The organism is Flavobacterium limi, assembly GCF_010645075.1.
GTDB classification, from domain to species: Bacteria; Bacteroidota; Bacteroidia; order Flavobacteriales; family Flavobacteriaceae; genus Flavobacterium; species Flavobacterium limi.
This window is the reverse complement of record NZ_JAADZV010000014.1, coordinates 29,955-56,103: the sequence shown is the minus strand read 5'-3', so window position 1 is coordinate 56,103 and position 26,149 is coordinate 29,955. Positions and strand designations below refer to the sequence as shown.

At 36.2% G+C, this 26,149-nt stretch carries 14 protein-coding genes; all 14 read left to right on the top strand.

Annotated elements, in window-relative coordinates; translation table 11 throughout:
• Positions 1-110: 110 nt before the first annotated feature.
• The 14 genes from GXM16_RS21295 (at position 111) to GXM16_RS21230 (ending at position 26,029) form a co-directional block, all read left to right on the top strand.
• Positions 111-2,354 carry a GH92 family glycosyl hydrolase gene (locus GXM16_RS21295; RefSeq protein ID WP_163396513.1) on the top strand — a complete coding sequence of 748 codons (2,244 nt, stop codon included), beginning with the start codon at positions 111-113 and terminating at the stop codon, positions 2,352-2,354.
• A gap of 30 nt (positions 2,355-2,384) precedes the next feature.
• Positions 2,385-4,262, top strand: a complete 1,878-nt coding sequence (locus tag GXM16_RS21290) for a sodium:solute symporter family protein (protein ID WP_163396512.1) — start codon at positions 2,385-2,387, stop codon at positions 4,260-4,262.
• A gap of 228 nt (positions 4,263-4,490) precedes the next feature.
• The gene (locus tag GXM16_RS21285) at positions 4,491-5,456 is read left to right on the top strand and encodes a glycoside hydrolase family 130 protein (RefSeq protein WP_163396511.1); all 966 of its coding nucleotides are present in this window, start codon (positions 4,491-4,493) and stop codon (positions 5,454-5,456) included.
• A gap of 7 nt (positions 5,457-5,463) precedes the next feature.
• Positions 5,464-6,528: a carbohydrate-binding family 9-like protein gene (locus GXM16_RS21280; RefSeq protein WP_163396510.1), complete on the top strand. Its 1,065-nt coding sequence runs from the start codon at positions 5,464-5,466 to the stop codon at positions 6,526-6,528.
• A gap of 50 nt (positions 6,529-6,578) precedes the next feature.
• On the top strand, positions 6,579-7,724 hold the full coding sequence (locus tag GXM16_RS21275; protein WP_229684417.1) for a glycoside hydrolase family 18 protein: 1,146 nt from the start codon (positions 6,579-6,581) through the stop codon (positions 7,722-7,724).
• Between the two features lie 2 nt (positions 7,725-7,726).
• Positions 7,727-8,806: a putative glycoside hydrolase gene (locus GXM16_RS21270; RefSeq protein ID WP_163396508.1), complete on the top strand. Its 1,080-nt coding sequence runs from the start codon at positions 7,727-7,729 to the stop codon at positions 8,804-8,806.
• Positions 8,807-8,837: 31 nt separating this feature from the next.
• Complete coding sequence (locus GXM16_RS21265) at positions 8,838-9,866, top strand: isoaspartyl peptidase/L-asparaginase family protein (protein WP_163396507.1); 1,029 nt, start codon at positions 8,838-8,840, stop codon at positions 9,864-9,866.
• A 329-nt stretch (positions 9,867-10,195) separates the two neighbouring features.
• Positions 10,196-12,508: a beta-N-acetylhexosaminidase gene (locus tag GXM16_RS21260; RefSeq protein WP_163396506.1), complete on the top strand. Its 2,313-nt coding sequence runs from the start codon at positions 10,196-10,198 to the stop codon at positions 12,506-12,508.
• 11 nt (positions 12,509-12,519) lie between these two features.
• A complete protein-coding gene (locus tag GXM16_RS21255; protein ID WP_163396505.1) occupies positions 12,520-14,370 on the top strand; it encodes a beta-galactosidase in 1,851 nt (616 codons plus the stop codon).
• A gap of 39 nt (positions 14,371-14,409) precedes the next feature.
• Positions 14,410-15,894 carry an alpha-L-fucosidase gene (locus tag GXM16_RS21250; RefSeq protein WP_163396504.1) on the top strand — a complete coding sequence of 495 codons (1,485 nt, stop codon included), beginning with the start codon at positions 14,410-14,412 and terminating at the stop codon, positions 15,892-15,894.
• A gap of 11 nt (positions 15,895-15,905) precedes the next feature.
• A complete protein-coding gene (locus GXM16_RS21245; protein WP_163396556.1) occupies positions 15,906-18,149 on the top strand; it encodes a GH92 family glycosyl hydrolase in 2,244 nt (747 codons plus the stop codon).
• A gap of 12 nt (positions 18,150-18,161) precedes the next feature.
• Positions 18,162-20,819 carry a glycoside hydrolase family 3 N-terminal domain-containing protein gene (locus tag GXM16_RS21240; protein WP_163396503.1) on the top strand — a complete coding sequence of 886 codons (2,658 nt, stop codon included), beginning with the start codon at positions 18,162-18,164 and terminating at the stop codon, positions 20,817-20,819.
• Positions 20,820-21,079: 260 nt separating this feature from the next.
• Positions 21,080-24,409 (top strand): SusC/RagA family TonB-linked outer membrane protein, encoded by a 3,330-nt coding sequence (locus tag GXM16_RS21235; RefSeq protein ID WP_163396502.1) that lies wholly within the window; start codon positions 21,080-21,082, stop codon positions 24,407-24,409.
• Positions 24,410-24,439: 30 nt separating this feature from the next.
• Positions 24,440-26,029 carry a SusD/RagB family nutrient-binding outer membrane lipoprotein gene (locus tag GXM16_RS21230; protein ID WP_163396501.1) on the top strand — a complete coding sequence of 530 codons (1,590 nt, stop codon included), beginning with the start codon at positions 24,440-24,442 and terminating at the stop codon, positions 26,027-26,029.
• The last annotated feature ends 120 nt before the right edge of the window (positions 26,030-26,149 follow it).

Genomic DNA, 26,149 nt, shown 5'->3' with positions numbered 1-26,149 from the left:
TTTATGATTTTTTTTGATGTTTATCTTAGTTTACACGTCGTCCGTCTAAATTACTTTTAATTGAAAGTTGAATTTGTTTAAATTTAAAATTAAATTAAGATTGTTTTTATATGAAGAATTCTACGGTGCTGCTTTTGCTTTTTATTTTAGTTGCAAGTTGCAAAATAAATGTAAACAAAAATCATAATCATAAGACACTTTTTACGGACTACGTAAATCCTTTTATAGGTACCGGTGGGCATGGGCATACTTATCCGGGAGCAACAGTTCCATTTGGAATGCTTCAGGTAAGTCCGGACAACGGTATTTCAGGCTGGGATTGGTGTTCAGGGTATCATCATTCAGATTCTATAGTTGCCGGTTTCAGTCATTTACATTTAAGCGGAACCGGTATTGGAGATTTGGCAGACATCTTATTTATGCCAACGAATAGAAAGCTTGATTTAACTACAAAAACAACTTCACGGGATCAATTACCCTACAAATCTAAATACAGTCATGTTAACGAAAAAGCAGCACCGGGCTCTTACCAGGTTTTTCTTGAAGATCCTAAAATCAATGTAGGATTAACTTTCACAAAAAGAACAGCTTATCATAAGTACACTTTTGCAAAAAACGACAAACAATCTGTAGTAATTGATTTGGGATTTGCTATTAACTGGGATAAAACGCTGAAAACCGGATTAACAATTGAAGACGAATATACTATTAGTGGTTACCGTTACAGTACAGGCTGGGCAAAAAATCAGAAAGTATTTTTTGTAGCAAAATTTTCAAAGCCAATTTCGGAATCAGTTTTGTTAGCTGATAAACAAATTGTTAGTGATAAAACAGCGGAAGCAGCAAATACAGCAGTACAATTATTTTTTGATCCGAAAAACTCAGAGGAATTATTTATAAAAGTTGCGTTATCATCAGTAAGTGTTGCCAATGCCAAAGATAATTTAGACGGAGAAAAAGCAAGTTTTGAAAATATAAAATCTAAAGCTTCTTCAATTTGGAATAACACATTAAACAAGATTGAAGTTGAAACACCTGTAGATTCATTAAAAACCATATTTTATACAGCATTGTATCACACACAAGTTGCCCCTGTAACCTATAGTGATAAAAACGGTCAGTTTAGAAAAGAGGATGATCAGATTGTTACAGCAAAAGATTATACCGCCTATTCTACCTTATCGCTATGGGATACTTTTAGAGCCGAAAATCCTTTATTGACTTTATTGGCTCCAAAACAAACATCAGATATAGTGAACTCCATGTTAGCGTATTATGAGACTAGAAAAATATTACCGGTTTGGACTTTATACGCAAACGAAACTAACACAATGACAGGATATCACTCCATTCCTGTAATTGTAGATGCTTATTTAAAAGGTATAAAAGGCTTTGACGCCGAAAAAGCATTCGAAGCCATGAAAGCTACCATGATGCAGGATGAACGCGGATTGAATTTCTATAAAAAATACGGTTATATTCCGTACAACTTATTAGACGAATCGGTTACCATTACTTTAGAATATGCCTATGACGATTGGTGCGTGGCACAGATGGCCAAAGCTTTAGGAAAAACTGAAGATTACCAGTTTTTCTTAAAACGTTCTCAGGCATACCAGCATTTATTCGATCCAAAGACTGGGTTTATGAGAGGCAAATCTGAAGACGGGAAATCATGGAATGAGCCTTTTGATCCGAAACATTCCAATCACAGAGAACATACTGATTATACCGAAGGAAATGCATGGCAGCACAGTTGGTTTGTACCTCAGGATGTAGATCATTTAATTTCGCTTCATGGAAGTAACGAAGTGTTTACAAAACGTCTGGAGCAGTTATTTACAGAGAGTTCAGAAATCACGGGAAGCAATGTTTCTGCCGATATTTCAGGGTTAATTGGTCAATATGCACACGGAAACGAACCAAGCCACCATATCGCCTATATGTTTAACCATGCCAGTCAGCCGTGGAGAACACAATATTGGGTACGCCATATTTTAGACACACAATATAATACAACTCCAAACGGATTGAGCGGAAACGAAGACTGCGGACAAATGTCGGCCTGGTATGTTTTCAGTTCCATGGGATTATATCCAATGAATCCGGCTTCTGGAGAATATGAAATTGGAACCCCGATTTTCGAAAAAGCCACCATCAATCTTGAAGGCGGAAAAACGTTTGTAATTGAAGCAGAAAATGTTTCAGAGAAAAATTTCTATATCCAATCAGCAACACTTAATGGTGTTCCATTCAATACAACAGTAATATCGCATAAAGAAATATTGCAAGGCGGAATTTTACATTTTGTCATGGGAGCACAGCCCAATAAAAACTGGGGAATAAAAAACTAAACCACATAAACTAACTAATAATAAAAATTAATGGATATCATTGACGTATCAATTATCGTAGCTTATATTCTCCTCTCTGTCGGAATAGGAATCTGGATTTCAAGAAAAGCATCAAAAGGACTCGATGATTATTTCCTTGGCGGAAAAACAATCAAATGGTATTTTTTAGGTCTTAGCAACGGATCAGGAATGTTTGATGTTTCAGGAACTTCCTGGATGATTGGGGTTCTTTTTTTATACGGAGTAAAAAGTTTTATGTTTATGTGGCTTTGGCCGATTTGGAACCAGATTTTCGTGATGATGTTCCTTGCGGTCTGGATCAGAAGATCAAAAGTAATGACGGGATCTGAATGGATTTTAACCCGTTTTGGGAGTGACAGAGCCGGAAAAGCATCACACATTATTGTGGCCATTTTTGCAATCATTTCGACCATTGGTTTTATAGCTTACTTTTTTGAAGGTATCGGAAAATTTGTAACTATCATCCTTCCGTGGGATTTAACGCTCCATTACGGCGATATGATTTTATTGACATCTGAACGTTCTTATGCCTTATTAATTATTTTTCTAACAACCATTTACACCGTAAAAGGCGGAATGTTCTCTGTAGTTGCCACAGAAGTTGTACAGTATTTAATCATGATTATTGCCGGTGTTTTGATTGCAGGTTATGCTTTTATCAATTACACTGATATACAGATTAATGAGGTTATTACCGAAGAGTGGAAAAATGTCTTTTTCGGATGGCAGTTTGAAACCCAATGGAGTGATAAATTTCAGCACTTCAATAATTTAATTGATTCTGAAGGTTACAAAATGTTTGGCGCTTTTATCGGAATGACCTTATTTAAAGGATTCTTTGCAAGTGTGGCTGGTCCAACGCCAAGTTACGATTTACAAAGAGTACTTTCTACCAAATCTGTAAAAGAAGCCGCTTATATGAGTGGTTTTACCAACCTGATTTTATTCATTCCGAGATATTTATTAATTACCGGAATCGTGGTAATTGCGTTAGTAAACTTAGCGCCTGAATTAAACGCAAACACAGGATTAACAGGAGCTGACCTGGAATTATTAATGCCAAAAGTGGTGAATTTATACATTCCGGTTGGAGTTAAAGGAATTCTTTTAGCCGGTTTATTAGCCGCTTTTATGTCGGGATTCTCAGCATTCGTAAACGCTGGACCGGCATATATTGTAAATGATATTTATAAAAAATATTTCAAACCAGTAGCTTCAAATGCACATTATATTAAAGTAAGCCAGATTTCGTCTTTCCTTGTAGTGGGTTTAGGCGTTTTCATGGGATTCTTTGCAGATTCTATCAACTCTTTAACGCTGTGGATTACAAGTGCATTGTATGGAGGTTACGTAGCAGCCAATTTCCTAAAATGGATTTGGTGGCGTTTTAACGGCTGGGGGTATTTCTGGGGAATGTTCGCCGGATTAATCATTGCTTCGCTGCAGTTTATTTTAGGGATGAATAAAGCAAATTTAACCGAAGGTTCTCTTTTATATGATTTAGCTCAGGTACAGGCCATTTACCTGTTCCCATTAATATTCGGATTCTCAATTTTAGGTTGCCTTTTAGGAACGTACTTGAGCCAGCCGACAGAAATGGAAGTTTTAAAATCGTTCTATTCCAACGTAAGACCTTGGGGATTCTGGAGCCCGGTTTATAAACAATTAAAAACAGAAGATCAGGCTTTCAAAAAAAATAATGATTTCTACAGAGATATGATGAATTGTGTGATCGGAATTGTATGGCAGTCGAGTATGATTCTGCTTCCGATATTTTTCATCATCAAAGATTATCCAAAAGCCATTACAGCATTAGTTGTGTTTTTAATGACAACAACGATTTTAAAATTTACATGGCTGGATAAAGTTAGAAAAATAGAAGATTAGATAATTCGGTAATTAGAAAATTAAACATAAAAGCTCGTCAAAGTTCAACCACAGTTTGTGATCCTGACGAAGGAAGGATTTCCGCAAGAAGCTCCTCACGGGAATTTGTCAATATTTGTAGATTTCTCGCAGAGATTCCTCGTTCCTCGGAATGACAAAGATTGCGTGGAGTTTGCTTCAGAACAATAAAACAGCAATCAAACAACTATAATAATAAAGAAAGAGAGCATGAGCACAATTCCCTGGCAAGACAAACCCGAAAACAGTAAAGATGTAATGTGGAGATATTCTGAAAATCCAATTATTGACAGATACGCTATACCATCATCAAATAGTATTTTTAACAGTGCAGTAGTTCCTTTTGGAGATGGTTATGCTGGTGTTTTCAGATGTGACAATAAAGCGGTTCAAATGAATATTTTTGCCGGTTTCAGTAAGAACGGTATCGATTGGGATATTAATCACGAACCAATCGTAATGCAGTCCGGAAATACCGAAATGATAGAATCGGCTTATAAATACGATCCCCGTGTTGTTTTTATCGAAGATCGTTATTGGATTACCTGGTGTAATGGATATAACGGGCCAACAATTGGTATCGGATATACGTTTGATTTTAAAGAATTTTTTCAATGCGAAAATGCTTTTTTGCCATTCAACAGAAACGGTGTTTTATTTCCACAGAAAATAAACGGAAAATACGCCATGTTAAGCCGTCCGAGTGATAACGGACATACGCCTTTTGGAGACATATGGATCAGTTACAGCCCGGATATGAAATATTGGGGAGAACACCGTCTGGTCATGAAACCATCTCCTTTTGAAGACAGCGCATGGCAATGTACTAAAGTAGGAGCAGGGCCAATACCGATTCTTACTGACGAAGGCTGGTTAATGATTTACCACGGCGTTATCAATACCTGCAACGGTTTTCGTTATGCCATGGGATCAGCACTTTTAGATATGGACTCTCCGGATAAGGTAAAATACAGGACACAGCCTTACTTATTAGGACCTGCAGAAACTTATGAAATGGTGGGTGATGTGCCAAACGTTGTTTTCCCGTGTGCCGCTTTACACGATACAGAACAGGATAAACTAGTAGTGTATTATGGTGCTGCAGATACCGCTGTAGCAATAGCATTTGGTAAATTAAGTGAGGTAATTCAGTTTACAAAAGATAATAGTTTATAGAAAAAACATGTATTTAAAATTTAAATGTTTAACACTTGTTTTAGTATTTTTTTCGATTGCGGGTTTTTCTCAATCAAAAAAACACACGATTGTACCTGAAACTTATGTGGCAGCCAAAACTTCAGAAACAATTGTAATTGATGGCCAGGAAGTTGATGCCTCATGGAATAAAGTACAGTGGACAGCTCTTTTTGAAGATATTGAAAATAACGTAAAACCCAAATATGCAACAAAAGTTAAAATGCTCTGGGATGAAACCAATTTTTATATTTTAGCAAAAATTGAGGAGCCGCATGTCTGGGCAAATTTAAAACAACGTGATACCATTATTTTTTACAACAACGATTTTGAAGTTTTCATTGATCCTGATGGCGACACGTTTAATTATTATGAATTAGAAATTAATGCTTTAAATACAGCCTGGGATCTGTTTTTGTCAAAACCATACAGAGAAAATGATAATGTTGTTTTAAACGACTGGAATATTCCAGGGCTTAAATCGGCAGTAAAAATAAACGGAACGCTTAATGATCCTAACGATCTTGACGAAGGCTGGGTTTTAGAAATGGCAATTCCCTGGGCATCTTATAAAAAATCTTACAACGAAAATAATGTGCCGGCAGATAAATTCTGGAGAGTTAATTTCTCAAGAGTAAACTGGCAGCATTCTCTTGTTGGCGGTAAATATGAGCGTAAAAAAGGTGCCGACGGAAAATTTCTGCCTGAGTACAATTGGGTCTGGTCGCCAATGGGAGTGATAAACATGCATGAACCCGAAAAATGGGGATATGTTTATTTTTCTACTAAAGAAAATGACAGTTTTATAATTCCCCAGGACGAAAAAGTAAAATGGGAACTATACAATTTATATCGTGTTCAAAAAGAATATTATCAAAAAAATAAAGTCTGGGCAAAGGCATTAACGGATTTAACGAAAGAAACCATCAAAGTCGATGGTAAGGTTTTAAAACCTATCTTAGAAAATCATTCTTCGGGATATAATATTTTGGTAAAAAGCCCTTTTTCAGATCAAACTTTTACCATAAAAGAAGATGGTCAGTTTTTAAAGTAAAAAATAATTTAGACAATTTATCAGTAATGATTCATTTTAAACAACATAATATGGTAATTAAATCAGTTTTTTTAGTCCTGATTATCAGTGTGTTTTTTGCTTGTTCTTCATTAGAAAGAAAACAAAATCAACCCGAAGAGGATTTTAAAATAATTGGATACGTTGCCGGCTATGAGAATTTTGATCCGGCAAAAATTGATGCGGGCAAGCTGACTCATCTTAATTATGCCTTTGCTAATATTGTTGATGGTAATGTTCAGTTTGAACTGGCTACAGATAAAGCGAAAATAGAAAGCGTAATGGCGCTTAAAAAGCAAAATCCGGATTTAAAAATATTGTATTCTATTGGTGGCTGGGTCTGGTCAGATCAGTTTTCAAATATAGCTGCTTATGCCCAATCAAGAGAAAAATTTGCTAAAAGTGCTGTCAAACTAATGAAAACTCATGGTTTTGACGGAATTGATATCGATTGGGAATTTCCCGGGCAGCGCGCAGAGGATAATATCTTCAGACCTTCAGATAAAGAAAATTTTACTTTACTATTAGGCGAATTGCGGAAACAATTAGAAATTGAAACTAAGGTAGATAATAAGCATTATTTACTCTCTATTGCAGCAGCAACAGATCAGGAATATATTAATCATACTGATTTAAAAAAAGCACATCAATATCTTGATTTTGTAAATCTGATGTGCTACGATTTTTATAACGGTTGGTTTTATCAAACAGGACATCACGCTAATTTATATCCATCAAAAGAAGAAAAATTTGGAGGAAACAGTATTAGTGAGTCAGTAGATAAATTTTTAAAAACAGGTGTGCCTGCCAAAAAGCTTATTTTAGGAGTTCCTTTTTATGGAAGAAAGTGGGAAAAAGTAACACCGGTAAATAATGGTTTATACCAGTCAGCCTTAACAGGAAGTGCTATTGTGTCATCCTGGGAAATTGCTGCGGAATTAAAATCAGGAAAATTTCAGGAATTATATGATGATGCTGCAAAAGCATCTTATTTATGGAATGCTCAGGACAATATTTTTATTTCCTATGAAACTCCAAAAGAAATTGCTTTAAAGACAGCATTTATTAAACAGAAAAAATTAGGCGGCGCTATGTTTTGGGAATATAGCTTAGACAATAAACAGGAGTTATTAAACAAATTGTACCAAAGTGCAGGTCAAACAAGACAAAGAAATTAAGTATGAAACTAACAAAACTATTATTTTTTTTACTGTCACTTAGTGTTCTTTCATGTGGCAAAAAAGAATCCCAAACTACTTTTAAATTCGGGGTCTGGACAACGGCAGATGCTAAAAAATCTGATGCGGACTATACAAAAGAATTTAAAAAATACAAAAACGCCGGAATCGATGAAGTGTTAATCAATACAGGAGCAGATCCAAAACTTTTAAAAAAAGTAGTGCCTCTGGCAACAAAAGAAGGTTTAAAAGTGCACGCCTGGATTATGGCGATGAACAGACCCGGAGATTCAGTTGCTTTACAGCATCCGGAATGGTATCAGGTTAGTAAAGAAGGAAAATCCTGTTTTGATAATCGCCCTTATGTCGATTATTACCAATGGCTTTGTCCAACCAGAAAAGAATCAAGAAATCACGTTTTACATTTAGTGGAAGAATTAGCAAAAGTTGAAGGAATCAAAAGTGTACATTTGGATTATATTCGTTTCCCGGACATCTTTTTGCCAATCAGCTTATTGCCAAAATATAATTTGGTTCAGGATGTAGAATTACCGCAATTCGACTTTTGCTATTGTGATGAATGTGTAAAAGCATTCGGGAAAATCCATCATAAAAATCCAAAAGAAAGCCATAACACTTCTATCGATATGGAGTGGAAAAATTTCAGATTAAATGCCATTAGAGCTGTTGTTGATGATGCATATGAAATTGCACACAAACACAACAAACAATTAACTGCGGCTGTTTTTCCTTATCCTGAAATGGCAGATCACATGGTACGCCAGCGCTGGGACAAGTGGAATATTGACGAAGTATATCCAATGATTTACCACAGTTTTTATGATGAAGAAATTGACTGGGTAGGGTATGCTACAAAACAGGGAGTTACTGATTTACAAGATAAGAAAACCAAAATCAATACAGGAATTTATATTCCGGGATTGAAAAATGATAAGGAATTGAAAGAAGCTATTTTACTTGCAAAAGAAAACGGAGCGATAGGAGTTACTTTCTTTGACGGAAATGCTTTATCTGAAAGTAATTTAAAAACCATTAAAGAAACAAAAGCAGGTTTAAAATAATTCTGAAGATTTCATTTAAAAGTAAAATACCATGTCAAACAGAAGAAATTTTATAAAAAAAACAACCTTAGGCACATTAGCTATAAGTTCTGTTTTAGGATTTAGAGGATTTGCAAAAAATCAAGAAGAGGAGACAGAAGAAACACTGGAATTTCCTTCAAAAAGGGTAAAAAAGCCAGTTGTGATTTCGACATGGAATCACGGTTTACCGGCCAATCAGGAAACCTGGAAACAAATGAAAGCAGGAAAATCAGCCTTAGACGCACTTGAAGCAGGTCTTAAAATTCCTGAAGCAGATCCTACAGTTCGCAGCGTTGGTTACGGAGGATATCCGGACCGCGAAGGAAAAGTAACTTTAGATGCCTGTATAATGGACCACAACAGTAACTGCGGTTCGGTTTGCTTTTTGCAAGGAATTAAACACCCAATTTCTGTTGCCAAAAGAGTGTTACAAAATACACCTCACGTAATGCTAGCGGGACAAGGCGCGTTACAATTTGCTTTATCTGAAGGATTTAAAGAAGAAAACTTACTAACTCCGGAATCTGAAAAAGACTGGAAAAAATGGCTGGAAGATTCTAAATACAAACCCGTTATCAATATAGAAAACCACGATACCATAAGCATGCTAATGTTAGACCAGGAAGGTAATCTTTCTGGTGGTTGTACCACGAGTGGTGCTGCCTGGAAAATGCACGGACGCGTAGGTGATTCCCCAATAATCGGCGCGGGTCTTTTCCTGGACAACGAAGTAGGAGCGGCTGCAGCAACAGGTTTAGGAGAAGCCGTTATCAGAACTGCAGGAAGCGCAATGGTGGTCGAATTAATGCGTCAGGGAAAATCACCTTACGATGCCTGTAAAGAAATCACAGAACGTATTTACAACAAACATAAAAACCACAAAGACATGGAATACCTGCAGGTTGGTTTTATCGCTTTGAATAAAAACGGGGAACATGCGGGTTACAGTTTGCGATCTGGATTTAATTATGCTATTTCTGATGATGAAAAAGGACACAGAATGGAAGATGCGAAATTTAAAATGTCTTGGGATAAATAAGATTGAAATAAAAATTTTAAACACATAGAAACATAGATTTTTTATGTCTTTAAATAAGAGAATAAAAAGGAACCTCGTTTCCTAACACATAGCTAAGTTATACGCAAAGTATTGTCATTTCGACTGAAAGGAGAAATCACACTCGTAACCACAAAGATTGTAGATCATTGTTGCGGAATTTCTAGTGCGATTTCTCCTTCGTCGAAATGACAAACAAAACGTTTACTATGTGAATTAATGCAAAGTGAAACGCCTTTTCAACACAACAAAAAAACTATGTTTCTATGTGTTTAAAAACTAACCACAAAGTGACAACCAAAAAACAAAGAATGAAAAAATTACTATTCCTACTAACCCTAATCACTTCAGTTTTCTCGACAAATGCGCAGAAAATTTACACAGAAAATGATATTCATATCATTCCGAAACCGAGTCAGACTTTTATTAAAACGGGTGTTTTTGAATTTACAAAAGATACAAAGTTTGTCGTAAACGGAGATTTTCAAAAAGATGCTGCAAACGCTTTGGCTTCTAAATTTGAAATTGCTGCAGGATGGAAACCAGAAACGACAACTAAAGCTCCGGCAAGTAATTTTGTTCAGTTTAAACTAGATCCGAATTTAAAAAACGAAGCTTATATTTTAGATGTAAATCCGACAAGCATTGTGATTTCTGCAAAAGGAAATGTTGGTTTTCTTTACGGATTAGAAAGTGTTAGACAATTACTTCCGGAAGCGATTGAAAGCAAATATGTCATTACTTCTGCAAAATGGGAAATTCAAAGTTTGACGATTAACGACGAACCTCGTTTTAAATGGAGAGGTTTAATGTTGGATTTATCGCGTCATTTCTTTGATAAAAATTACGTTCTGGCTACAATCGATCGTTTGGCAATGCACAAAATGAATGTTTTGCACATGCACTTAGTTGACGATCAGGGCTGGAGAATCGAAATAAAAAAATATCCAAAACTAACTGAAGTTGGAGCGTGGAGAGTAGATCAGGAAAGCTTATCTTGGAATGCAAGGCTTCCGGTTACAGCAGATCAAAAAGGAACTTACGGCGGGTTCTTTACACAAGAAGAATTAAAAGAAATCGTAAAATACGCAGCAACAAAAGGAATTGAAGTAATTCCAGAAATCGAAATGCCGGCGCACGTAAGCAGTGCGATCGCAGCATATCCTGAATTGGCTTGTTTCAATCAGCGAATTGGTGTTCCGTCAGGCGGAGTTTGGCCGATAACGGATATTTATTGTGCAGGAAAGGAATCAACTTTTGAATTTTTGCAAAATGTAATTGATGAAGTAATCACGATTTTCCCTTCAAAATATATTCATATTGGCGGTGATGAAGCGACTAAAACCAATTGGGCAAAATGTCCGCATTGTCAAAAGAGAATCAAAGACGAGAAATTAAAAGATGTCAACGAATTACAAAGCTATTTTGTAAAGCGTATGGAAAAATACATCAACTCAAAAGGAAAAAGAGTTATTGGCTGGGATGAGATTTTAGAAGGCGGTTTGGCTCCGGATGCAACAGTTATGAGCTGGAGAGGAATGAAAGGCGGAATAGAAGCGGCAGATCAGGGTCACGACGTCATTATGACTCCGGAATCTCCTTGTTATTTCAACTTTTATCAAGGTCCGCAAAACGAAGAACCTTTAGCTTTTGATGCATATAATCCGTTAAATGAAGTGTACAAATTTGATCCTGTAGTTTCAACTATGACGCCACAAGAAGCTGCGCATGTTTTAGGCGGACAGGCAAATTTATGGGCAGAACATATTGCAGGACCAAAAGATTCTGAATACATGATTTTCCCAAGATTGGCTGCTTTATCAGAAACATTATGGAGTCCGAAAGAGAAACGCAATTGGAATGATTTCACAACTAGATTATTCACTATGATGAAACGTTACGATTATCAGGGAATCAATTATGCGAAAAGTGCTTATTTGGTAACGGCTTCTTCTACAGCTGATTTAGGGAATAAACAAATCAAAGTCGAATTGAAAAATGAGTTTCCTAATCCAGACATTCGTTATGTTTTAGGAGATAAAAATATCGATCATCATGCGATAAAATATACCAGTCCAATTGAAATCAAAGAAACCACAGTTTTAAAAGCTTCTTTATTTCAAGATGACAAACCAGTCGGAAAAACATATACGGATACGATTGTTTTCCACAAAGGATTTGCTAAAAAAGTAAAATACTTAACCCCTTACAATTCGAATTATAAAGGAGATGCAAATACAATGGTAAACACCATTCGCGGAAGCAAAAATTTCCATGACGGACAATGGCAGGCTTGGCTGGTAAACGATATGGAATTGGTTATCGACTTAGAAAAAGTAGAAAGCATCGAGCAGGTAAAAGTTGGAGCTTTAGAAAGTCAGGGTGCAGGAGTTAATTTTCCAATTCAAATTAAAGTCTTGATTTCTACAGATGGCGTTAAATATACTCAGGTAGGGAAAATTATGCGTCCTTATGCCGTGAATGCAGTTCCGGAACTGAAAGATTTCAAAATCAATTTCCAAAAACAAAATGCACGTTTTGTAAAAGTAATCGGAGGCAATTTAAAGAAAAGTCCAAAAGGAGAAAGCTCTTGGTTGTTTGTCGATGAAATTTTAATTGATTAATTAATAAAAAAATGAATAAGATACTATTTAAGCTCGGGATATTATTGATTGGATTGATGCCAGTTTTTGGGATTGCACAAAGCAAAGGATTTTCTATATCTAAAGGAGAATTTCAGCAAGACGGAAAAGTTGTTAAAATACATTCAGGCGAAATGCACTATTCACGTATTCCTAAAGAATATTGGAGACATAGATTGCAAATGCTTAAAGCTTTGGGTATGAATACCGTAGCAACTTATGTATTTTGGAATTATCATGAAACAGCACCTGGTGTATGGGATTTTAAAACAGAAAATAGAGATTTAGCTGAGTTTTTACGTATCGCTAAAAGTGAAGGATTGTATGTGATTCTTAGACCAGGACCGTATGCATGTGGTGAATGGGAATTTGGAGGATATCCTTGGTGGCTTCAAAATAATCCAGATTTAGTAATTCGTACCAATAACAAGGCATTTTTAGAAGCTTGCAAAACTTATTTGGAGCAATTGTCTGCAGTGGTAAAAGGATATTTTTCTAATCAGGGAGGGCCTATTATTATGGTTCAGGTTGAAAATGAATTTGGTTCATACGTTTCTCAAAGAACAGATATTGCTGCAGCTGATCATACAGCGTACAAAACAGCAATTTACAATACGCTTAAACAAACTGGTTTTCAAGGACCGTTCTTTACTTCAGATGGTACCTGGCTGTTTGAAGGCGGTTTGGTTGATGGCGTGTTGCCAACTGCAAATGGGGAATCCAATATTGATAATTTAAAGAAGCAGGTTGATAAATTCCATAAAGGACAGGGGCCTTATATGGTAGCAGAGTTTTATTCTGGCTGGCTGGATCATTGGGCAGAACCATTTATTAAAATTGGATCTGACGAGATTGCAAACCAAACTAAAAAGTATCTTGACGCAGGGGTTTCTTTTAATTATTATATGGTACATGGCGGTACTAACTTCGGATTTACTTCTGGAGCAAATTATAATGAAGAAAAGGATATTCAGCCTGATATTACAAGTTATGATTATGACGCTCCAATCAGCGAAGCGGGCTGGACAACGCCAAAATATATGGCTATACGTGATGTAATGCAAAAGTATTCTAAAACGAAATTAACACCAATTCCAGAGAAAATAGCCGTTACAAAATATCCTAATCAGCCTATCAAATCGAGTATGGATGTTTTGAGTTGGATCAAAAAAGAAAAAGCTGTTATAAACGATCAGCCATTAACATTTGAAAAATTAGGGCAGGGAAATGGATATGTTTTGTATCGAAAAAGATTTACGCAGCCCATTTCTGGAAAATTAAAAATTCAGGGATTGAGAGATTTTGCTGCAGTTTATGTAAACGGAGTTAACGTGGGCGAATTGAATAGAGTTTTCAATAACTACGAAATGACCGTTACGATTCCTTTTAACGGTATTTTAGAAATTCTGGTTGAAAATATGGGACGTATTAATTACGGTGCCGAAATAGTTCATAATACTAAGGGAATCATTAGTTCGGTATTTATAAATGAATATGAAATTAGTGGCGGATGGGAAATGTATAAAATGCCGATGAATGATGTTCCAGCCATTAAAAATGAAACGATAAAACCGAAACGACCAGTTTTATATGAATCTACTGTAAACATAGATAAACCTGCTGATACTTTTCTTGACATGACAAATTGGGGAAAAGGAATTGTATTTGTGAACGGACATAATCTTGGACGTTACTGGAAAGTAGGCCCGCAACAAACACTTTATGTACCAGGTTGCTGGTTGAAAAAAGGTGAAAATAAGTTTGTTGTATTGGAACAGCTTAACGAAAACAACAAAACAGAATTAATTTTTACAGACCAGCCGATACTTGATAAATTAAACTAAAAACAAAAGAATAAACAAAACCCAATAAACAGATTAAAGATGAAAAAAGCAACATTCATAATCGCTCTTTTATTCTCAGTTCAAATGTTTTCGCAGGCCATTTATGAAGATGAGCGATATGTGCCGGAAACAGATCCATTGGTATTGAAAAACTTAGACAAATGGCAGGGTAAAAAATTTGGTCTGCTAATGCACTGGGGAACTTACAGCCAGTGGGGAATCGTAGAATCCTGGTCTATCTGCCCGGAAGATTACGGATGGTGTGAACGTAAAAAAGGAAGCAATCCTGCTAATTACAATCAGTACATTGCAGATTATGAAGGTTTAAGAAAGACTTTTAATCCGGTAAAATTTGATCCTGCAAAATGGGCAAAAGCGGCTAAATATGCAGGAATGAAATACATGGTTTTCACTACAAAACACCATGACGGATTCAATATGTACGATACTAAATATTCTGATTATAAGATTACTAGTAACGACGTTCCTTTTCATACAAATCCAAAAGCAGATGTTTTAAAAGAGATTTTCAACTCTTTTAGAGGTGAAGGAATTTCAACTGGAGCTTATTTCTCTAAACCAGACTGGCATAACGAAAACTACTGGGATCCCTATTTTCCGCCATTCGACAGAAACGTAAACTACGATCCGTCATTATACCCGGAAAAATGGCAGAAATACGTTGATTTCACTCATAATCAAATTATGGAAATCCTGACTAACTACGGAAAAGTAGATATCCTTTGGCTAGATGGAGGATGGGTTCGTAAAAGAGACCAGGTTAACATCAAAGAAAACTATGCTGAAAAGTTTACAGAAAACGAATCTAAAAACGGTTTCATCAAACACAGAGTAGTAAATCAGGATCCGAAAATGGATGAATTGGTGGTTAAAGCGCGTGCAAAACAACCAGGTTTGATCGTTGTAGATAGAGCCGTTCACGGTAAAAATCAAAACTACTTAACTCCGGAAGGACGTGTTCCTGCGAAAACATTGCCTTATCCTTGGGAATCCTGTATTCCAGCAGGCGGTGGATGGTCATATTCTCCAGGTGCAGAATATATGACTGGAAGACAAGGTATTCATATGTTAATTGATATCGTGGCTAAAGGTGGAAACTTATTGTTAAACGTTGCGCCAAGTCCCGAAGGGGAATGGGATAAAGGTGCTTACGATTTGTTACAAGCTTACGGAGACTGGATGAAAGTAAACAGCACAGCGATTTACAACACTAAACCAATTGAGCCTTACAAAGAAGAAAACATTTGTTTTACTCAAAACAAAGCAGGAAATGTATTCGCATTTTATTTAGCTAAACAAGGAGAAGATAAAATTCCGGCAGAAATTATTGTGAAATCAATCAGCCCTAAAAAAGGAACGAAAATTACAATGTTAGGATCTAAAACTTCATTGAAATGGATAAAAGCAGATAACGGATTTACAGTTACAATTCCGGAAAGTTTAAGAAATAATCTTCCTGCAAAAGAAGCCTGGACTTTAAAAATCGAAGCGATTAACAGATAAGAATGAAACCTATGGTTTTAAATATTAAAAATAAAATTGAAACAGTATGCATTTTGTACATGCTGTTTTTTAGCATCACTATTTTGGCACAGGAGCCTGCCGATTTTGTGAATCCGTTCATTGGAACTTCCAACTACGGAGCCACTTTTCCAGGACCAATTGCACCAAGAGGAATGGCGAGTATTAGTCCGTTTAATGTGGCTGGAATAAAAGGTACACCGATGGAAAAAGACAGTCAGTGGCTTTCGAATCCGTATGTAAACGAAAATACTTTTTTAACCGGATTCAGTCAGGTTAATATCAGCGGTGTTGGCTGTCCTGAATTAGGCGTTTTAATATTGATGCCAACAATGGGAGCAGTAGAAACTAATCATTTAAAATACGGTTCAACTTATAAAAATGAAGTGGCAAAAGCAGCGTATTACAGCGTAGATATTGACAAATACAATGTAAAAGCAGAATTTACGGCATCAAAAAGAGTTGGTGTGAGCAAATTCACTTTTCCGAAAGGGCAATCAAACATTTTACTGAATCTTGGTTTAGGTTTAACAAATGAAGAAGGTGCGATGGTAAAAGTAGTGTCGCCGACAGAAATTGAAGGAATGCGTTCGGTTGGTTCGTTTTGTTACAACAGTCCGGAAGATGCTTATCCGGTTTATTTTGTGGCAAAATTTTCCAAACCAGCACACAAATTCGGAGTTTGGAAAAAGCCTTCAAAATATGAAGGCACAGAAGCACAATGGATGACGTACAACGGCAAAACCAGAATGATGGATAACAGCATCAAAACGGTTGTTGGGGATAGTATTGGAACTTATTTTACGTATAAATTTGATAAGCAGGAAACCGTTGAGGTTAAAATTGGAATTTCGTATGTAAGTATTGAAAATGCAAGAGAAAATTTAGAAAAAGAAACTGGAAACAAATCGTTTGAAGCGGTTTATAAAGATACTTACAACGAATGGAATGAAGAACTTTCAAAAATTTTAGTTGAAGGAGGAACAAATGACGATAATACGATTTTTTACACGGCATTGTACCACACTTTAATTCACCCAAATACTTTAAACGATGTCAACGGCGAATATCCTGTAATAAAAAGAACTAAGATTGCAAAAACCGAAGGCACTCGTTATACCACATTTTCTTTATGGGATACCTATCGCAACATGCATCCGTTGACATCTTTGGTTTATCCTAAGCAACAATCGGATATGATAAAAAGTATGCTGGAAATGTATGATGAAAACGGCTGGCTGCCAAAATGGGAATTAAATTCAACTGAAACTTTTACCATGGTAGGAGATCCCGCAAGTATCGTGATAGTTGATGCCAGCTTAAAAGGAATTCAGGATTTTGATTTTCACAAAGCCTACTATGCCATGTTAAAAGGTGCTGATCAAATGGAAAATAATCCGCTGCGTCCAGGACTTAAAGAATATGTCGAAAAAGGATATGTATCAACAAATTATCGCGGTCCCGTTTCTACAACACTGGAATACAATACTTCAGATTATGCGATTTCACTTTTAGCGAAAGCTTTAGGCGAAAAAGAAGATTATAAGCGTTTTACAAAACGTTCATTATCTTACCGAAAATTATATGACAAGGATTTAAAATTACTTCGGCCAAGAACAGCTAACGGAAAATGGTATGAACCTTTTGATCCTGAATCAGGAGCTAATTTTCAGGAAAATGTTGGTTTCATTGAAGGAAATGCATGGCAATACGCTTTTATGGTACCGCACGATATTAAAGGATTAATCAAACTTATGGGCGGTGATAAGCTTTTTTCAGATCAGCTGCAAAAGGTTTTTGACAGCAAACAATTTGATATGGCAAACGAGCCGGATATTGCGTATCCGTATTTATTCAATTATATAAAAGGAGAAGAATGGAAAAGTCAGGAAATGGTAAAAAAACTTGTTGCAGAATATTTCCAAAACAAACCAAAAGGGTTACCCGGAAATGATGATACAGGAACAATGTCAGCCTGGCTGGTATATTCGATGATGGGAATTTACCCAATATCGCCGGGTGATCCAATTTACACTATCACAGCACCATTGTTTCATAGAATAACGATCAAATTAGATCCAAGATATTATAAAAAAGAAAGCATTGTAATTGAAAGACAACTTAATAATGGTGGAAAAATCAATTCGATTGAGCTAAACGGAAAAACACTGAACAGCTTTTTTATTTCACATGATGATTTTGTGAATGGAACAAAGCTTAAAGTGATTCAAAACTAAACACACACAACTATGTTACAATTAAGAATGAAGAAAACGGCCATTATTTTTGTAATGGCTGTTGGTTTTTTTAACCAGAGCCATGCGCAGAAAAAGTATCCGTATCAGGATGCCAAACTGCCGGTAGAAGAGCGGGTACAAGATTTATTAAGCCGTATGACACTTGAAGAAAAAGTGCGTCAGATGGATATGTACCGAGGAGATTTTTTTAAAGAAAAAGAAGATTTTGCGAAATCTAAATCGGCCGAAAAAATCGGGAAATTAGGAATTGGAGCAATTCATGATTTGTATCCGCGTTCAGCGAAAATGATCAACGATCTGCAGACTAATGTAATCAAAGGCAATCGCTGGGGAATTCCTGCTTTGATTATGTGCGAAATGCTTCATGGATATTTAGACGAAGGAAGTACCGCTTTTCCAATGAATATAGGGCTTGGAGCAACCTGGGACACAGCTGTTATTGACAAAGTTGGAAAAGTTATTGGCATGGAAGCCAGAGCACACGGAGTTCATTTTGGATTTGGACCCAACTTAGATTTAGGACGTGAGCCAAGATGGGGAAGAGTGGCTGAAACTTTTGGAGAAGATGCTTTCCTGAACAGCGAAATTGGTTTGGCATTCATCAAAGGATTACAAGGAGACAATTTAAAATCGGATCGTTCTATTATTGCTGAGCCTAAACACTTTGCGGTTCACGGTATTCCACAGGCGGGAGGAAATTCTTCGCCCATTTTAGTTGGAGAACGTTCAGCCCGTGAAGATCATTTGCCTTCATTCGAAAAAGCATTTAGAAAAGGCGGTGCTTTAGGAACCATGTGTGCCTATTCTGAGTTAGACGGAATTCCTTGTGCAGCTAATCATTGGTTATTGACAGATGTTCTAAGAAAAGAATGGGGATTTAAAGGGCTTGTAGTTTCTGATTTAGGAGCTATTAAATACATTCAGACAACGCATAAAGTTGCTGATTCTCCAAAAGAAAGTATTAGAGAAGCTGTTTCTGCAGGAGTTGATATGCAGTTTTACGATTTTAGTAATGAATTCTGGCAAAACACTATTATTGAATTAGTTAATGAGAAAAAATTAACTCAGGAAAATATTGATCGTGCTGCGGGAGCAGTTTTACGTTTGAAATTCTTATTAGGATTATTTGAAAATCCGTTTACCGATAAAAACCTGATCAAAGAGCGTTTTCATACCAAAGAAAATCAGGCTGTTGCTTTAGAAGCGGCTCAAAAATCAATGATTTTATTGAAGAACGAGAACAATCTTCTTCCATTAAAAAAAGACCTTAAAAATATTGCGGTTATCGGACCTAACGCAAATGCTTCTAGAATGGGTGGTTATGCTCCAAAAAATAGTGTTGGAACAACGGTTTTTGAAGGTATTCAGCAAGTGGTTGGCAAAACGGCAAATGTTGTTTATGAAGAAGGTGTACCGCTGATTGTAAAAGGACAAGCAATTCCATCAAAATATTTATTTACTTCAGATGGATCTCAAAACGGATTAAAAGGTGAATATTTTAACAACAGAAATTTAGAGGGAACTCCAGTTTTAACGCGTATCGACAGCCAATTGGAATTTGACTGGCCTTGGGCTCCTGGTGATGGTGTAAATGTGGATGATTTCTCTATTCGTTGGACAGGATATATTCAATCAGATAAATCTTTTGACGGCTGGTTAGGTTTAAGTTCAGATGATGGAATCAGAATGTGGGTTGACGATGAGTTGGTAATTGACAACTGGTCAAAAGGAGCTACAAGTATCGTAACTACTCCAAAAAATATCGAAGCAGGTAAAAAATACAAAGTCCGCATTGAGATGTGGGAAGGAGGCTGGGGAGCCAGAGCGCACTTGCGTTGGAATTTAGAAAAAGTAAATATGCAGCCAGCAATCGATGCCGCTAAAAAAGCAGATGTTGCAATTGTAGTTTTAGGAGAGTCCAACGAATTAGTAGAAGAAAACAGAGATGTTGCCGATTTGAATTTACACGGAATGCAGCAGGAATTGATCGAAGCCATTCAGAAAACAGGAACTCCGGTAGTTTGTGTGTTACTAAATGGACGTCCGCTGTCTACAAACTGGATTGCAGATAATATTCCTGCCATTGTTGAAGGATGGTTTCCGGGTGAACTTGGAGGAAGAGCTGTCGCTGATGTTTTATTTGGAGACTACAATCCAGCCGGAAGATTGCCAATTACAGTTCCAAAATCAGTGGGGCAGTTACCTATATACTATAACCAAAAACCATCAGCGATTCACAGATATGTTAGCGAAAGCGAAAATCCGTTGTATAATTTCGGTTACGGATTAAGTTATACCAAGTTTGAATATTCAGATTTCACCATCAATACGAATGAAATTAAAGCAGATGGAGAATTAAAAATTAGTGTAAATGTTAAAAATATTGGGAATTATGATGGAGATGAAGTGGTGCAATTATACATTAATGATGTTTACAGCAGCGTAACAACTCCAAGAAAAACATTAAAAGGTTTTAAAAGGTTGTTCATCGAAAAAGGTGAAACAAAAAAGGTTGAATTTACACTGACACCTGATGAGTTATCTGTCTGGAACAGAGAAATGAAGAGAGTAGTAGAACCAGGTGATTTTGAAGTTATGATTGGAGGCAACTCAGTAGATTTACAAAAGTTACACTTTAAAGTTCTGTAGCAACACATTTCTTAGTAAAAAATAGAAAATATTTAGTGTTCAGTAGGTTTTGGTTAGAATTCTTTTATCAATTTAACAAATAGCCAGTTTTAACAATGCTGAATGCTGGAAAAAGTAAAGATTTTGAAAGGAATTACGTTGTTTTAACTCAAATTTTAACCAACGCCTTTTCAAAGCTGTCATTTGTCGAAATAATGATTTACTTAACAAAACCGATCCGTAAATTTAACATGTTATTAACTCAAAAAACAATTAAACTTATGAATCAAAAAGTATTAAAATTACTGTTTTTGTTTTTCCTGTTCGGGTTTCAGAATCTTCAGGCTCAGACAGCGACAGTAAAAGGAACAATCACAGATGCTGATGGAATGCCAATTCCGGGAGTTAATGTGAATGTTAAAGGAACTAAAACCAATACATCATCTGATTTTGATGGAAAATACAGCATTGATGTTCCAAATCAATCAGCAATTTTGATATTTTCTTATGTAGGTTCTGCTACAAAAGAAGTTCCTGTTTCAGGACAGACAACTGTTAATGTAGCTTTAAGTGCAGGCAGCGAGCAATTAGGAGAAGTTGTAGTAACTGCACTTGGTCAGTCTAAGGAGAAAAAGGCTTTAGGATATGCTACCAGCGTAATTAAGTCTGAAGCACTCGTTAAGACAGGCTCGCCTACTGTAGCTAATGCTTTGTATGGTAAAGCGCCAGGTGTGCGTATCACTTCCACTCCGGGTGGAGCCGGAAATATCAATATCCAGATACGTGGTATTAACTCTATCACGGGTAAAAACCAACCGCTTATTGTTTTAGATGGTGTTCCAATTCGCGATGGAGAGGCTAAAAATAATGATTATTGGGCTGATCAGCGTCTTAGAAGCAATGGTCTGGCTGATATCAATCCTGAGGATATTGAGAGCATATCTATTCTTAAAGGAGCTTCGGCAGCTGCATTGTATGGTTCTGAAGCTGTAAATGGAGTTGTATTGATTACATCGAAATCAGGTAAAGGAAAAAAAGGACTTGGCGTAGATTTTAGTACCAGTTATGCGCAAAACCAAATTGCATACTTGCCAAGATTTCAATATGAAAGAGGTCCGGGCTGGACAAATGCCAATTATTCTACTGGATACTTAGCACCTGACGGTTTTGCCTATTATGATACAAATAATGATGGAATTAACGATACCAGAGGTGTTTCAGCCAGTACGAATAACTTTGGACCGTGGTTCGATGGTCAGCCAATTATGTCATGGGATGGAGTTGTTCGTCCTTATTCAGCTCAAAAAGACGGATACAAAAACATGTTCCAAAATTCATGGGATGGAGTAACGAACATTGCACTTTCCAATAATACGGATAACAGCAGTATTCGTTTTTCTTACACGCACAATGAATCAAAAGGTCTGAGTATGGAGAACATGAATAAAAAGAATACGCTAAACCTGAATGCATCATTCAAAACTGGTGAAAATCTGAAAACTGATGTAATCGTTAGCTATATGAATCAAAATATTCATAACCGTGCTATTGGTATGGACCGACTGATCAATAACTTTACAGGTATGATAAGTCCGTTTGATAATGGTGATTGGTATAAAGCTAAATACAGAACCAGTTTAGGATACAAATATGTTACAGGTTCCAATCAAAGTTTGACTCCGGATGAAAATATTATTCGTAATGGTTTCAAGGCAGATGTTGCCGATTATTTTTGGAATACAGATGCAAATCAACAAGACGAAATTACAAATCGTTTGATTGCCAGTGTTACTGAAACCTATACGATTAATCAGGATTTGAAGTTACGTGGTCGTGTTTCGACAGATTTAACTTCAGTAAATGTAGAAACTAAAAACCCAATTGAAAAGCCTTTGGTTTATGGATTTGGTACTGGTTCTTATCAAATGGATGCTAAAGACTATAATATTCTTTATGGAGATGTGATGTTAACATATAACAAAAAAATTAATGAAACTTTTGAAATTGGTGCTTCAGCCGGCTATACTGCAACAAGAGAAACCGGATCAACTGTAGCAAGATTTACAGATGGAGGTTTGAGTGTTGAAGGCTGGTATGATATGAATGCCTCAGTGAACATGCCAAAGAGTACTGATACAAAATATAAAGTTGTAAAAGACGCTGTATTTGGAACTATAAACGGTAGCTACAAAAACTACCTGTTCCTTGAAGGAACATTAAGAAGAGACCGTACTTCTACTATGAATCCTAATAATAATGCATTTACATATCCTTCTGTAAATTCATCTTTTGTATTGTCTGAAGCGGTTAAATTACCAGAAGTAATCAGTTATGCAAAGCTACGCGCTTCATGGGGTATTGTTGGGAACTATCCGGAGTTGTATAAGGCAAATGTAGCTTACAATCAGACTACATTAGGTAACCAGGGAACACAGATCCCGGTATTAATTACTAATTCTATGGATAAATACGGTAACGAACTAATAAAACCTGAAATGAAAAACGAATATGAGTTTGGTTTTGAAACCAAATTCTTCGACAGAAGATTGGGACTGGATATTTCGTACTATAATGCAAAAGTTTATGATCAAATTCTAGATTTGACACTGGCACAGACAACAGGCGCATCGTCAATTTTAGCGAATGTTGGGGAATTGAGTAATCAGGGAGTTGAAATTTCTTTGACCGGTACTCCAGTAAAAACGGCATCTTTTTCCTGGGATGTTACTTTAAACTGGGCCAAAAATGTAAACAAAGTTGTGAAACTGGCTAACGGTGCATCTGAATTATTGCATGCGGACTATGATGGATCAGCAGCTCAATTAAAATCAGTAGTAGGTGATCCAATGGGAGGTATTTATGCGCATCCTGTAAAGACGGATGAAAATGGTAATAAAATGGTTGACTCTGATGGGTTTTATATGATTGATGGAGATAAATGGCAAAAATATGGTAGTGCAATGCCTCAGGGAGTTGGAGGTCTTCTGAACTCATTCACTTATAAAAATTTCACTTTAGATGTTAATATTGATTATTCTTATGGAGGGTATTTGATGCCAACAGGAGTTAATTGGATGACTTCAAGAGGATTGACAGAAGAAAGTTTAAACTATAGTACTAATGAGCGTGGTGGTCTTACTTATTATGTAGATGCTAATGGTAAAGGGGTTCAGGTTCCTAATAGTGCTACAAGCGGACCGGGTGGTCAAACATTATATCGTGACGGAATGTTGATGACTGGTGTAACAGCAGATGGAGCACCAAATACTAATGTAATCTCTCAGGCTGGTTACTATAATATGACTTATAACTGGGGAGGGCCTCAATACAGCAGCTCTCGTTATGAATTGTATATTCAGGAAAACAACTATATAAAAATGAGAGAGATATCCTTATCATATAGCCTGCCAAGTGCATGGGCCAGTAAAATTGGTGCTTCTAAAGTTAATTTTTCAGCTTACGGACGTAACTTATTCTTCATCTACAGATCGATTAAGGATATGGATCCTGAAGCAACTACTGCAGGCTCTAAATGGTCTCAAAATATAAACAACGCAGGAACAAATCCGGCTACGAGAAGTATTGGAGTGATGTTGAGAGCCTCTTTTTAATTTGATATTTCATAATTTAAAAAATATAACATGAAAAAATTATTATATATATCGCTAACAACTGCAGCAGTTTTTTTGAGCTCTTGCTCAAAAGACGATTTTGCAGACGCGTATCCAAATCCGTCTACGGTTGAAACAACTACTGTATCTAAACAGTTTGCCGGATTCATGAAAATTAATTACGAGGATGTAATTCCTTCTTATTGGAATTACTATACAGTTCTAAAATCTACTTCTCTTAGCTACACACAGGGGCATGGGTTTGTAAACTCGTCAGGACGGTATGTTTCAGGAGCTGCAACAACTAATAGATGGGATCGATTTTATAAATTTATTGTACAATATAGAGAACTGGAAAAAGTAATGGCTGCTTTGCCAGCTGCTAAACAGGCTGAAAACAGAATCTATACCGTTACTTCAACGATTTATTTATACGATCATACTCAAAAAATGATTGATAACTTTGGAGATATTCCTTTCTCTAAATCCGGTTTTATTAGTGTTGTGGGAACTAATTATGCAGCTGCATTGGCTAAGTATGATAATCAAACGGAACTATATACCATGATGTTGGATCAATTGAAAGCCTTTTCTGCTGAATTGAATTCTATTACTTTGTCTTCTGATGTGGAACTAGATTTCAAAAATCAGGATCTGATCAATAAAGGAAACCTGATAAGCTGGAAAAACTATTGTAATTCTTTACGTTTAAGAATGTTGAACAGAGTTTCGGCAGTTCCTGCTTTTGCAACACGAGCAAATACTGAAATGGCTGAAATTATTGCAAGTGGACAAATTGTAGATGAAAATATTGAAAATATTGCTTTCAGGGTTTATACTCAGGATAGTGATTTAGATACTTCAGGTTTTATTAATGCTTTAGAAGATGATTTAAACAATCTTGCTCCAAAACCAATGATTGACCATATGAATGCAAATAATGATCCTCGTAAACCCTGGTTGTTTGAAAAAGGATCACGTGTAGTAAACAATGTGACGATAGTTGCTCCAACTTATGAAGGACTGGATCCTACATTGGCATCCGGCGCTCAGACACAATTAATAACTGATGGTAAAATTGCAGTTTATAATCGTTCGGTTCTCAGTAGAAATAAATGGTTACCTGGAACTTTAATAAATGCTCCTGAAGTAAACCTGATTCTTGCAGAGTACTATTCAAGAAATGGAAATGCGGCAACAGCTAAAACACATTTCGAAAAAGCCATCAGACAATCTGTAGAGTATTATGTAAGATTAGGTGATAAAGCTGATGTTTTAAATTGGAAACCAGCTACAGAACCAACAACAGCTGAAATTGATGCTTATATTACTGCTATTAACTTTGGCGGAGCAACAACACCGGCAGCTCAATTGGAATTAATTGCTTTTCAAAAGTACATTCATTACAATATCATGCAGGCTGATGAATCCTGGGCTGAACAAAGAAGATTGAAACTTCCCGCTCTGCCATTCCGTGAAGATGAAACAAGCAGTATCAGAAAAACACCGCCAACACGCTGGACATATCCAACTTCAGAGAGTGTTTATAATCCGGATAATTATAATGCTGTTAAAGCAAATGATAATTTAAGTACTAAAATATTCTGGGATGTAAAGTAATTTTAGCTACAATAAATTTAACTAATTAATAAGCGCGATTTAAATCGCCTACAGTTATCAGTTTTAACAGAGGTAAGATGAAATTCTTACCTCTGTTTTTTAAAGTTTTTTTTACTTAAA